The 12,646-nt window shown below is 64.2% G+C and carries 9 protein-coding genes; 4 read left to right on the top strand and 5 right to left on the bottom strand.

Translation table 11 applies throughout. The features are described from left to right. Window positions 1–28 precede the first annotated feature (28 nt). Both A4R29_RS03035 and A4R29_RS03030 read left to right on the top strand, forming a co-directional pair. Window positions 29–316 (top strand): GCG_CRPN prefix-to-repeats domain-containing protein, encoded by a 288-nt coding sequence (locus A4R29_RS03035; RefSeq protein ID WP_024503409.1) that lies wholly within the window; start codon window positions 29–31, stop codon window positions 314–316. Window positions 317–490: 174 nt separating this feature from the next. Beyond that, window positions 491–2,227 (top strand): sulfatase-like hydrolase/transferase, encoded by a 1,737-nt coding sequence (locus tag A4R29_RS03030; RefSeq protein ID WP_244506886.1) that lies wholly within the window; start codon window positions 491–493, stop codon window positions 2,225–2,227. A 5-nt stretch (window positions 2,228–2,232) separates the two neighbouring features. On the opposite strand, the gene A4R29_RS03025 is transcribed toward A4R29_RS03030, so the two are convergent. The 5 genes from A4R29_RS03025 to A4R29_RS03005 all read right to left on the bottom strand — a co-directional run bounded on the left by A4R29_RS03025 (window position 2,233) and on the right by A4R29_RS03005 (window position 9,164). Next, window positions 2,233–3,813, bottom strand: a complete 1,581-nt coding sequence (locus A4R29_RS03025) for an indolepyruvate oxidoreductase subunit beta family protein (RefSeq protein ID WP_063171151.1) — start codon at window positions 3,811–3,813, stop codon at window positions 2,233–2,235. Beyond that, window positions 3,806–5,959 carry a thiamine pyrophosphate-dependent enzyme gene (locus tag A4R29_RS03020; protein WP_063171150.1) on the bottom strand — a complete coding sequence of 718 codons (2,154 nt, stop codon included), beginning with the start codon at window positions 5,957–5,959 and terminating at the stop codon, window positions 3,806–3,808. The genes A4R29_RS03025 and A4R29_RS03020 overlap by 8 nt, the downstream gene beginning before the upstream one ends. A 45-nt stretch (window positions 5,960–6,004) precedes the next feature. Further along, entirely contained in the window at window positions 6,005–6,487 is a 483-nt protein-coding gene (locus A4R29_RS03015) for a MarR family winged helix-turn-helix transcriptional regulator (protein WP_013527967.1), read from the bottom strand. Then, on the bottom strand, window positions 6,487–8,058 hold the full coding sequence (locus tag A4R29_RS03010; RefSeq protein ID WP_063171149.1) for a phytoene desaturase family protein: 1,572 nt from the start codon (window positions 8,056–8,058) through the stop codon (window positions 6,487–6,489). The genes A4R29_RS03015 and A4R29_RS03010 overlap by 1 nt, the downstream gene beginning before the upstream one ends. A 314-nt stretch (window positions 8,059–8,372) precedes the next feature. Further along, the gene (locus A4R29_RS03005) at window positions 8,373–9,164 is read right to left on the bottom strand and encodes a cyclase family protein (RefSeq protein WP_063171148.1); all 792 of its coding nucleotides are present in this window, start codon (window positions 9,162–9,164) and stop codon (window positions 8,373–8,375) included. Between the two features lie 119 nt (window positions 9,165–9,283). Between A4R29_RS03005 and A4R29_RS03000 the strand changes: the two genes are divergently transcribed. Beyond that, window positions 9,284–10,858 carry a phytoene desaturase family protein gene (locus A4R29_RS03000; RefSeq protein ID WP_063171147.1) on the top strand — a complete coding sequence of 525 codons (1,575 nt, stop codon included), beginning with the start codon at window positions 9,284–9,286 and terminating at the stop codon, window positions 10,856–10,858. A 110-nt stretch (window positions 10,859–10,968) separates the two neighbouring features. After that, window positions 10,969–12,498 carry an ABC transporter substrate-binding protein gene (locus tag A4R29_RS02995; RefSeq protein WP_063171146.1) on the top strand — a complete coding sequence of 510 codons (1,530 nt, stop codon included), beginning with the start codon at window positions 10,969–10,971 and terminating at the stop codon, window positions 12,496–12,498. The last annotated feature ends 148 nt before the right edge of the window (window positions 12,499–12,646 follow it).

The raw sequence follows: 12,646 nt of genomic DNA, 5'->3' as shown, positions 1-12,646 counted from the left end.
CATCGTCGAAAGCACTCGGAGTCCAATTATGAGTCGCCTGAAAAACTATGCAGCAACCGCTATCCTGGCCATCGGTGGAACTGTCGTGACAGCCTCCGCGTCCAGCGCAATGCCCATCGTGTCCGTTGCCAAGCCAGCCACCCCGGCACTGGTCGAGCATGTCCGCTGGGGCTGCGGCATCGGCTGGCACCCTAACAGATGGGGCCGCTGCGTGCCGAACGGCGTCGTCGTCGTGCGCCCGCGCTACCACTACTGGCACGGTCCGGCCTACGTCTGGCATCCGCATCATCACTGGCGCCACTGGCACCATTACTGATCAAAGCACCGCGGGGCCAGGCACCTTTCGGGGCGGCCCCGCGCGAGCGCTGGCGCGCACCGGACAATCCCGACCAGCCGAGTTAAGGTTAAATTCACTATACATTTGTTCTTAGCCCGCAAATAATCGAAGAATTTCCCGAAACTATGCTCAGGCATCTTCGTGGGAAAATCTGTGGTTCAGCTTCAAGGTCTTGGACGGGTGCACTGCCATCCGCTGACGCTGGCCGTGGTCAGCCTTGCAGGCGTCTTCGCCGCCGGACGGGCCGAGCACGAATGGCTGTCGGTGCCGTTCTCGCTGGCGCTGGTGGCAGCCCTTGCCGGGCTTCTGTTCCTGGCTTCGGGGCGCCTTGCCTTTTCCGTCTATCTCGCCTGGATGGGCATTGCCTTCGTCACCGTGGTTTCGGCGATCAAGTTCAGGATGAAGGGGTTTTCGCTGCACTTCTACGACACGGTCTTCGTGTCGAGGGATCCGGAAGTGTACCGCTTCCTGCTCGGCTCCTACCTCCATCTGATCGCGCCGGTCGTCATTGCCCTGGGGCTCGGCATTACGGCGGCGGTGCTTCTGTTCCGGATCGATCGGAAAATCGGCTGGCCGGTGTCGGCACGCGTCCTGGTGATGGCGGCGCTCGTCGTTCTGGTGCCGCTGACCTTTCCGGCCGAGGCCTCGAAGGACCGCTATTTCTACTACATGCAGGGGCGGCACATGTCGGCCTTCTTCGTCTCGCTGCTGGATTTGCACAACCTCGTTGTAGAATCGGGCTTCGAAAAGCGGCTGCAAGCCGTGGCGCCACAGCCGCCTTTTGCCGACACGGTCGATTGCGGCGACCGGGCTGATCTTCCCGACGTCTTTTTCGTGCTCAGCGAAAGCCAGTCCGATCCCGGCTATTTTCCGCAGGTCGGCAACGGCGCGGGATTCCTGCAGAGATTCGCTCCGGGGGCCGGCACGCCGCACCAGATGCAGGTCGAGACGTTTGGCGGCGGCACCTGGATCACCAATCTGTCGCTGATGACCGGCCTGTCGGCCACCGATTTCGGCTGGCGAAGCCCCTATCTGACCATCACCCTGCAGGACAAGGTCGCCGGAGCCTTGCCGGAGGTGCTGGCGCGCTGCGGATATCGGACTGTCGTGATGACGCCGATGGACTTTTCGTTCGTCAATGAAGGGCCGTTCCTGAAATCGATCGGTTTCGAGACCGTGCTCGACATCAAGGACATCGCCGCGCCCTTCTATCACCTGCGCGACAACTTTTATTACCAGGCGGCCGAGGCATTCATCGCCAGGCACCATAGGGAAGACGGCCGGCCGCTGTTCCTCGAAATCCAGACCATGTTTCCGCACTCACCCTATGAGGGGCGGATGGAGCCCGGGCTGAAGGTCGAGGGCGAGCCTTTCTCGGGCGATTTCCAGGCCAATGAGTATCTGCGCCGGATGGCGGTAGCGCGCGGCGATTTCCAGGATTTCCTCGACAAGAGGCAAGCGGATGCCGGTGAACGCGGCGCCGTGGTGCTCGAATTCGGCGATCACCAGTCGTCGGCGACCAAGCCGTTCGTCGAGGCGATCGCCGGGGACGAGGCCTTGGCGACCCCTGGCTCGCTTGCCTATCGCACTTTCTACACGCTCACCACCTTCAACCATCCTTTGCGCCATCCGATGCCTGACCTGGCGCCGCTCGACATCGGCTTCCTCAGCGCGAGCCTGCTCGACGCCGCCGGCCTGCCGATGTCGCCTGTCATGGCCGACCTCGTGCGCCTGCGCGACCATTGCGGCGGCAGGTTTCATGGTTGTCAGGATCGGGCGGAGGTCGATGCGCATCTGCGCCGGCGCGTCGATTCAGGCCTGCTGCATCTGTTCCCGGAAACGGTGCCGCTGCGTGGGCTGGCGCCGCTCCAATCGGTAGATGCTCGCTAGTTATCTCAGCCGATTTTATCTGGCCCCAGCGTCGCCACGGTCTTCAGCGCACCGTCCAGCATGTCGCCCTTCTCGTCCTTCAGCGCCATCTCGCGCAGGCGGCGGATCCAGTCGGCGGCGTCGGTGCGGCCCTTGACCATGTCGAGCGCGGACAGCACCCGGTCGAATTTCGACTGCGCCCGGACATGGGTGTCGCTGTAGCCCTTGATCAGCCGGCGGCAATTGAGGATTTCGACGGCCAGTGCGTAATCCTGGGGCACATGGTCGAGCGCCAGCGCGTACCAGCGATCGAGATGCGCGATCTCAACCTTGTGGCGCAGCAGGCTGCGGCGCCAGCGGCGCAGGCCACCGATGAACCAGAGTGCTGCAAAGCCGGCAAAACTGTCGGTGCGGATGCGGCGGCCATGGTTGATGCGGCGGTCGAGAAAGGCGGCGAGCTTCGGCCGGTCCTCGATGTAGCTGCCCAGACCCGCCGGCAGCGTGCCGCAGAACTCCTCGATGCGCGGATGGAAATATTCGGTGACCTGCAGGATCGAGCCATCCTTGACGCCGACCTCGCGGCGCACGCGTTTGTCGCGCGTCGAACGTGTCTTGAGATCGGCGACGCGGATCATGTCGTCGTAGCACAGCGCGTTGGCCAGATGCTTGGCGGCAGCGATGGACAAGCCATAGCCCTGAATCGGCCCGTCCAGCGCGACGGCCTTGTCCAACCGGTCGAGATAGTCGCGCCCATAGGCGATGTCCTGATAGTCGACGACCTTTCTCAAGCCCCGAAGCGCCATGTCGCGCACGGCCACCGGCAACAGATCGATGCGGGCAGCCAACGCCTGCCAGCCTTGCAGCAGGTTTTGCGGGCCACTCACCTGTCCGGCGCCCAGGGCAGATTCGACAATCGCGGGCTCGGCCGGCCTAGGCGCCGGTGCCGCCGTGCCGCGCGCACGGTCAAACGCGGCACCGAAGGCGGCGAGGCTGGCCTTGACGCCCCGGCCGCCGGCACCGATCGCCTGTTCGTAGCTCTCGCGCGTGAACGGCAGGGCGTCGGACCCCGCCAGCGCGCCAAGCAGGCTGGCCGAGATCATCGAGCCATTGTCGGCGGCGATCTTCTCCATATCGAAAGCGATGAAGCGCTTCGATGCGGCTTCCGCCGTTGCATGCACCTTCGACGACGAAGCCCGGCCATCGCCCGGTTCGATCTTTTCCGACACGGCGGCGATGCGGTGCGACGAGGCGATCAGCGTGGTGCGCTCGGGCGTGACGAAGCCGCGAATGATGGCACGGCCGGCTTCCATCAATTCGGCGGCGATCAGGATGTCGACGTCGCCCTGCGAGGGCGACAGAGCGAAGACCGGCAGCCGGCCGGTGTCGCGGGCCATCTCGACATAATAGATGGTGGCGCCGGTACGCTGGGCGACGCCGGCGACCGAGGTCGACTGCGCGACATAGCCGTTGCGCTCGGCGACGTCGGTAATCCAGTCGGCGAGCACGCCGCCGCCCTGGCCGCCGACCGCCAGCACGGCGAGCTTGATGACACGCTCACCATCCTGAGCGCTGGCGTGGGCGCGAAGTGGGGGGACGGCGTCAAGCATCGGCGAAAGTCAGGCGCCGGCTTTCGCGGCGACGCTGCAACAGGCTGATGGTGGCGCGGCGCGCGGCTTCCAGGAAGCGATCCCAGCGGCTTGGATTGTGGACGACGTCGGCGCGATAGAAGGACGGGCAGAGCACCGCCGCATTGGCGACCTCGCCGCAATTGCCGCAACCGACGCAACTCTGGTCGATATGCGCGACCGGATCGTCGCGCAAAGGATCGTCGAGCGACTTGACCGACAGCGATGGGCAGCCGGACAGCCGCATGCAGGCGTGGTCGCCGGTGCAGATGTCCTCATCGACGCCGAACTTCGGTTTCACGACACGGGTCCCGCCCTTGATCGCCTTGTCGACCAGCGGCTTTTCGCGGCGCTGGCGGTTGAGCATGCATTCGGACGAGGCGACGATGACTTTCGGCCCCTTCTCCTCCGTCGTCAGCGCCTCGCGCAGCGTGTCCTGCATCTTGGTCACGTCATAGGTGCGGTCGACATGGCGCAGCCATTTGACGCCCATGCCTTTGACCGCCTCGGTGATCGGATGCTTCGTCGACTTGGTCTTGTTGCCGGCGCGGGACGAGAGGATGTCCTGGCCGCCGGTGGCGGCCGAGTAAAAATTATCGACGATGACGATGACGCCGTCGTTCTTGTTGAACACCGCGTTGCCAATTGAGGAGGTCAGGCCGTTGTGCCAGAAGCCGCCGTCGCCGACGAAGGAGATGGAACGCCGCTTGGCATCAGGCGAATTGAAGGCTGAGGCGGAGGCCGGGCCCAGCCCGTAGCCCATGGTGGTGGCGCCGAGCTCGAAAGGCGGCATGATCGAGAACAGATGGCAGCCGATGTCGGAGGCGATGTGATGCTTGCCTAGCTCCTGCTCGACCAGTTTTGTCGCGGCAAAGATCGGCCGTTCCGGGCAGCCGATGCAGAAGCCCGGCGGACGGCCCGGCACGACATTGATGAGGTCGGCGGCATCAACGCCGTCGCCAACCTTGTTGGGCGCGCGCACCTCGCCCGGCAAAAGATGCGGCGCCTCGGCGCGCAGGAAGGCGCCGATGCCGTCGAGCATGACCTGGCCGGTATATTCGCCGGCCATCGGCAGATGCTCCTTGCCAACCAGCCTGGTGCCTCGACCGGCCTTGTGCAGCATCGAAGCAAAGGCCTGTTCGATGTAGTTGGGCTGGCCTTCCTCGACGACCAGCACCGACTGCTTGCCCTCGCAGAACGACAGGAACTCGTCATCGATCAAGGGATAGACGGCATTGAGCACATAGAGCGGCACGTCGGTGTCGCCATAAATATCGGCAAGGCCGAGCCGCTGCAGCGCGCGGATGACCGAATTGTACATGCCGCCCTGCATGACGATGCCGACCGAGCCATGGTCCGAGCCGAAGAACTCGTTGATCTTGTTCTTGGCGATGAAGTCGACCGCCGCCGGCCAGCGTTTCTGCACCTTCTCCTTCTCATGCAGGAAGGAAGCAGGCGGCAGCACGATGCGGCCGGTGTCGCGGCGCGGCGCGTCGAGGGCATCGGCGACCGTCATCGGCGGCCGCTTGTTGTCCTTGGCGATGAAATGGCCATGCACGTGGCAGCAGCGGATGCGCACCTGCAGCATGACCGGCGTGTTGGAAATCTCCGACAGCTCGAAACCATCCTCCACCGCCTTGACGATCGATGGCAGGTTGGGTCGCGGGTCGAGCAGCCACACCTGGCTTTTCATGGCGAAGGCATGGCTGCGCTCCTGCATGATCGAGGAGCCCTCGCCATAGTCTTCGCCGACGATGATCAGCGCGCCGCCGGTGACGCCGCCGGAGGCGAGATTGGCCAGCGCGTCGGAGGCGACGTTGGTGCCGACCGTCGACTTGAAGGTCGCCGCACCGCGAATGGGATAATGCACTGACGCCGCCAGCATGGCGGTGGCAGTGGCTTCCGAGGCGCTGGCTTCGAAATGCACGCCGAGCTCGCCCAGAATGTCCTGCGCGTCGGCCAGCACGTCCATCAGGTGACTGATCGGCGCGCCCTGATAGCCGCCGACATAGCCGACGCCGCATTGCAGCAGCGCCTTGGTGATGGCGAGAATGCCTTCGCCGGCAAACTCCTCGCCGGCACCGAGCCTGAGTTTTTCGACTTCCCTGGCAAAAGACCGTTCGGCCATTCTTTTTCTCCCTTCCGTTACCGCCAGCGCTGGCGGCGCGTAGGTCTAGATGTCGTGCTTGCGAATGTTCTTCAGCATCTTCAAAAGCGTGGCGATGAGCGCGGAATATTCGGCATCGTCGATGTCGTCGAACATCGCTTCGAACGCGTCGTGCATGGCCGGCCAGGCGCGGGTGAACTCGGCGCGGCCCTCGTCGGTCAGGAACACATGGCGGATTCGGCTGTCGGTGACACCCTGCTCGCGTCGCACCAGACCCTGGCCCTCCAGCGTATCGAGGGTCCGGCTCAAGGTCGATTGCTCGATGACCGTATAGACCGAGAGGTCGTTGACGGTGATACCGTCGGTGACCGACAGCACGGCGAGCGTGCGGACCTGCGGGATGGTCAGGCCCTGCTTGCGGAAATCGTCGCGCAAGGTGGCGTTGTAGCGGCCCATGATGCGGTTCATCAGATAGGGCGCGAATTGCTGCAGCCCGATCTGCCCCAGGGTCGAAATGCGCTGGCGCTTTTCCGCGACCTTCTCTTCCATCACAGCCTCCCCGCCAGGAGAAAGCCGGAACCGCCGCCGAGACCCGCACCCGGGTGGGTCGAGGCGCCGATATGGTAGAGACCCTTGATGCCGGTCTGATGGTTGCGGCTGGTCTTGAACGGCCGCCACAGGAAAGACTGGTCGATGGTCGAGGAACCGCCATAGGGGTCACCGCCGACCAGGTTGATGTTCATCGCCTCCAGATCGGCCGGCGAATAGGCGCGGCGCGCGATGACGCTGTCCTTGAAGCCTTCGATATGGCTGGCGAGGATCGCCTCAATGCGGTCGGCATAGGCTTCGCGCAGCACATCGGTCCATTGCCCGTCTGCCGGCGCCTGCAGCTTGCCGGCCGCGTCGCCCTTGATGTGGCGAGGCGCCTCTGGCAGTTGCAGCCACAGGATCGCCTTGCCTTCAGGGCAGCGCGATGGGTCAAGCGCATGCGGCTGGCCGACACAGATGGTCGGCACCTCCGGCAGCATGCCCCGCGCCGCCTCGTTGCAGGCTTTCGAGACGCCATCCAGGCCCGGTGTCAGGTGCAGCAGCGCCACCTTATCCAAGCCTTCGCCCCGCCATGCAGGCGGTTTGTCCAAGGCGTAGTGGATCTGGAAATTGCCTTTGCCGTAGCGGTACTTTTGCGTCGCCTCGACATCGGCTTTGGGTGCATCCGCGCCAAGCAGCCTGCCATAGAGCTGCGTTGGCGTAACCGAGCAGATGACGCTCTTCTCGGCATTGATTGTCTCGCCCGAGGCCAGCCGCACGCCGGTTGCCCGGCCATTGTTTTGAACGATCGAAGCGACATCGGCGCTGGTGCGGATATCGCCGCCGCGTTCCCGAATCAAAGCCTCGAAGGCCGCCAGCAGGTTTTTTGCCCCACCCTTGACGATCGGTGCTCCGGCCGCCTCAAGTGCGAAGGCGATCACCTTGGCGATCTGGCCGGAGAAGGCGTCCTCGGGTCCAAGCCCGGCATGCAGTACCCAGGGTGCCCACAGCGCGCGGATGGTTTCGGACCAGTAGGTGTTGTCGAGCCAGCCGCGCGCCGGCACCAGAGCTTCGCCGAGGAAGGCGGCAAGGCCGCGCGGGCCACGCCGCCAGCCATCACCGGCAAGCAGCTTCGCTGTCGGGTAGGACCACAGGCTGCCGCCGAGTAAGCCGAACAGCAGGCCGGCATTGCGTTCGATACCGCCGATATCATCCGCGTGCCGGTCACCGTCGCCTGCCGTGATTGCGTTGAGGGCGGCGATGTTGGCGGCACGGTCGGTGCTGAGCACGGCATGGCTGCCATCCGGCCGCAGCACGCCCGTCGGCGTGCCCGTGTGGCAGAACTCCAGCCCGTGGCGCGCGAGATCGGCGCCCAGTGCCGCAAAGGCCGGCGAGGTGATGAACAGCACGAAGGTCGTCGCCATCACATCATGGATGAAGCCGGGCGCGGTGATCTCCTCGGTGCGCAAACAACCGCCAATGCGGTCGTTGCGCTCCAGGACGAGCACACGCGCCCCTTTGCCGCCAAGCATCGCCGCGCAGACCAGCGCGTTGATGCCGCTGCCGACGATGATGTGATCGGGGGCGGTCATTGGCGGTTGCTCTTTGCTTGCGGGCAGTGGAGTTCAATCGCGTGGAATTGCGCTCTACGGCGCCCCCCTCTGGCCTGCCGGCCATCTCCCCCTCTTGGGGGGAGATTGGCAGCTTCGGCGCCCCACTCAATCCTGCAACGTCGCAGATTGGCGAAAACCATTGTGAAGGCCGATCTCCCCCCTTGAGGGGGAGATGTCCGGCAGGACAGAGGGGGGCGCCGTAGGGCGCTAGCGCTACAAGCCTGCCACCCTCTACCTGCCATCAACCCGGTTTCGCCTTCTCGCATGATCTTCTCCCGAAGACCCACCTCGCTTTATTGCTTCGACACCAGCGCCAGCGCGCGGATCGGGCTGCCGGTGCCGTGCTCGATCTTGAGCGGCGCCGCGATCAGGATGGCGCCCTTCGGCGGCAGCTGGTCGAGGTTGCAGAGGCTGGCGAGACCGTAGCGGTTGGCCTTGTGCATCAGCGTGTGCGCCGGGAATGGCGGCTCCATGCCACCGGCCTTGCCGGCATCGGTGCCGATCGTCTCCGAGCCCCAGCCCCTGATGTCCTTACTGATCAGGAACTGGATGGCTTCGGCCGTCGGGCCGGGCGTGTGCGGGCCGGTCTCGTTGGCGTTGAGGAACTCGGCTTCCGAGCCGTTGCGCTTGTACCAGTCGGTGCGCATCACCACCCATTCGCCGGCATTGATCGCACCGTGCTTGGCTTCCCAGGCCTTGATGTGGTCGACGGTGAGCAGGAAATCGGGGTCGGCGGCGGCTTCCTTCGAACAGTCGATGACATTGACCGGGCCGACGAAATTCTGCGCCGGAATGGTGTCGGTGGCGCCGTCCGGATAATCCTTGCCGCTGATCCAGTGCTGCGGCGCGTCGAAATGCGTGCCGGAATGCTCGCCGAGCTTCAGCCAGTTCCAGGCCCACCACGGACCGTTCTTGTCGTAACGGGAGATGTTGTGGATCTCGACCTTCGGCGTGTCGACGGCGAGTTCCGGCGGCAGCTTGATCAACGGCGTGTCCGGGCCGAGCGGCGCCGACAGGTCGACCACCTTGATGGCGCCTGAAAGAAGCTGGCCGGCGACTTCGCCGAGGAGTTTTTGCGTGTCCATGGTTTGAAGTTCCCTCTTTCGTGTGATGATCAAGGCTCGTCTCGGCCCTTAATATCCTACTAGACGAAAACATATGCATCTGCAATTATCTTTAAGCATAAAGGAAATGGGGACGGGGCGTGAGCGAGTTCGACGCCATCTTTGTCGGGGCGGGCCACAACAGTCTGGCATGCGCCGCGCATTTGGCGCTCAAAGGCTGGAAAACAGGGGTTTTCGAGCGCGGCGCGACAATCGGCGGCGCCGTCCAGACGCGCGAATTCACCCTTCCCGGCTTCCGCCACGATTTCGGCGCGATGAATCTCAGCCTCTTCGCCGGCTCGGCCTTCCACCGGAAATATGCAAATGAATTGAAAGCGCAGGGGCTGGAGTTCGCCCCGGTCGCCGACTGTTTCGCCAGCGCATTCCCTGACGGGCGCTGGTTCGGCGTCAGCAACGATCTGGAAAAGACGGCCCCGCGCATCGCCGCCTTCTCCGCCACTGACGCCGCCACATGGCGCAGGCTGGTTGCCGCCTTCCCGGCGGAGGCCGAACACCTGTTCCGGCTGCTGGGTTCGCCGATGAGTGCCCGCGCGCTTGCCGGCACGGCGTGGAACCTGTGGCGCAAGAAGGGCATGTCCGGAGCGCTCGATACGGGCCGCCTGCTGCTGTCCTCACCCCGCGCCTGGCTGGAGGAAACTTTCGAGTCGCCGCATATCAGGGCAACGCTCGCCACTTGGGGCATGCATCTCGACTTCGCCCCGGATATCGCCGGCGGTGCCGTGTTCCCCTATCTGGAATCGATGGCCAACCAGAGTTTCGGCATGGTGCTGGGCAAGGGCGGCGCCGATAGCATCATCCGTGCCCTCTCTGGCATGGTGACCTCCGCCGGCGGCAAGATCGTCACCGGCGCCGAAGTCGCCGAGATCACCGTTTCGGCCGGCAAGGCGACCGGCGTACGGCTCGCTTCGGGCGAGTCGCATACCGCCACCAGGGCAGTCATTGCCGGCGTCGCGCCCAAGGCGCTGACGGGCAGATTGCTGCCCAATGGTTCGGGCGACGCCGGCTTCGACACGGCGATGCAGAAATTCCGCCATGCGCCAGGCACGATGATGATCCACCTGGCGCTGGACGATTTGCCGGATTGGCGTGCCGGAGCGGAGCTTCGGCAGTTCGCCTATGTGCATCTGTCGCCGTCGCTCGACGCCATGTCGCGCACCTATCAGCAGGCCATGGCGGGCATGCTGCCGGACGAGCCTGTGCTGGTGGTCGGCCAGCCGACGGCGATCGACCCGTCGCGGGCGCCTCAGGGAAAGCATGTGCTGTGGGTGCAAGTGCGCATGCTGCCGGCCGAAATCCTGGGCGATGCCGCCGGCAAGATCGCACCGGACCATTGGGACAAGGTCAAGGAGGTCTACGCCGAGCGTGTCCTCGACATCATCGAGACCTATGCGCCCGGCCTGCGCAACAAGATCCTCGGCCGCGCCGTCTTCTCGCCCATCGACCTCGAGCGTGAGAACCCGAATCTCGTCGGTGGCGACCAGGTCTGCGGCAGCCATCATCTGGCGCAGAACTTTTTATTCCGCCCGGCGCGCAACTATGCCGGCTGGAACACGCCGGTGGCGCATCTGCACCTCACTGGAGCCGCGACATGGCCGGGCGCCGGCACAGGTGCGGCGTCGGGCTTCATGCTCGCACAACAGCTTGGCGGGAGGTAGGAGCCGGAGATTTCCTTGAGGCTACGAGGGGCAAGGCGCTGCTGCCCAAGAAGCCTGAACCAATGACCTGAAGACGCCGCGCAGAAACAAAACCAACAAGGGGAACGACCATGACAATCAACAGACGGGAATTGCTCGGATACAGCGCTGCGGCACTTGGGGTGGCCGCCGTCGGCCTGCCGCAGATCGCCAAGGCAGCTGCCGGCGAACTGACCATCGCCTACAACGTCAACCTGCCATCCTGGGATCCGACCACCGGACCCTCGGCCGTCAACCCGACCATCCAGGGGCTTTACCAGTCGGTGTTCGACCAATTCATCCCGCAAAAGCCCGATTTGTCCTTCGCGCCGGGCCTGCTCACCGAATGGGGCTGGAACGACGACCGCACCAAGATCATGATGACGGTGCGCGAAGGCGTGACCTGGCATGACGGCTCGCCGTTCACGGCCGAGGACGTGGTCTGGTCGCTGCAGCGGGCAGGCGACGAAAAGACCGGCAACCCGATCCAGTTCGTCTGGAAGAACGTCAACAACTTCAAGATCGATGGCAACAAGATCACCGGCGACGTCGTGCAGTTCGACCCGGTCTATTTCAAATGGATGTCGTTCCTGACCGGCTACATCATGCCGAAGGCCTATTACGAGAAGGTCGGCGCCGAAGGTTTCGAGAAGGCGCCGATCGGCACCGGGCCCTACATGGTGGAAAAGTTCGAGCGCAACGCTTTCCTGCGGCTCAAGGCAAACCCGAACTACTGGGGCGGCAAGCCGGCCTTCGAGAATGTGACGATCAAGTTCGTCGCCGACGCGGCAAGCCGCGTCGCCGAGATCGAATCCGGCTCCTCGCAAGTGACGCTCGAAATCCCCTACGAGGAGTATGACCGGCTGATCGCCAAGGACGGGCTGGCCGGCTCGTGCAAGAACGTTTCCGACATCGGCATGATCTTCTTCAACGACATCGAGGCGATGCTGGACAAGAACGTCCGTCAGGCCGCCGTGATGGCCGTCGACAAGAAGCTGCTGGTCGATCGCCTGCTGCGCGGCTACGGACAGCCGATCGATACGCTGGAAACGCCGGAATACGCATCCTACGACGCGTCGATCAAGGTCGAGCACAATCCGGAAAAGGCCAAGGAATTGCTGGCTGCCTCCGGCTATTCGCCGGAAAAGCCGGTCAAGTTCACCATCCAGACGACCAAGGGCTTCAAGCCCAAGGACTATGAGATGATCCAGGCGATCGTCGGCATGTGGCGCAAGGTCGGCATCGAGGCGACGATCGAGGTCTACGAGATCGCAAAGCACTACGAACTGCGCGCCGCCGATAAGCTGGCGCCGGCCGCCTTCTACAACTGGGGCAACGCCATCGGCGATCCGACCACCTCGACCGGCTTTGCCATGTACGGCCCGAGCCCGCATTCGGTGTGGGACAGCCAGGATTTGATCGACATGATCAACCCGCTGTGGGGCGAGAAGGACGAGGCCAAGCGCATCGCCGGCTGGAAGGCTGTCGACAAATACATCGCCGAGCAGGCCTATGTGCTGCCGCTGATGCAGTATGCGCAGCCCATCGTCCATGCCAAGGGCGTCAATGTGGTTCAGCATGTGTCGGGCGCGCTGCTGCCGGCCCTGATGACCCCGGCCTGAGAGAGTCGAGAAAGGCGCGCTGTCGCAAAGCCGGCATGCCTTCTCCCAACTTGCGCAGGCCCCCTCATCCGGCCCTTCGGGCCACCTTCTCCCCGCTGGGGAGAAGAGACCGGCTCAGCCGTCAGCGACCTCTTCTCCCCTCGGGGAG

Source organism: Mesorhizobium ciceri biovar biserrulae (genome assembly GCF_001618845.1).
GTDB classification, from domain to species: domain Bacteria; phylum Pseudomonadota; class Alphaproteobacteria; order Rhizobiales; family Rhizobiaceae; genus Mesorhizobium; species Mesorhizobium ciceri.
Note: the sequence above shows the minus strand (reverse complement) of the source record. Positions and strands in the feature narration are given on the sequence as shown.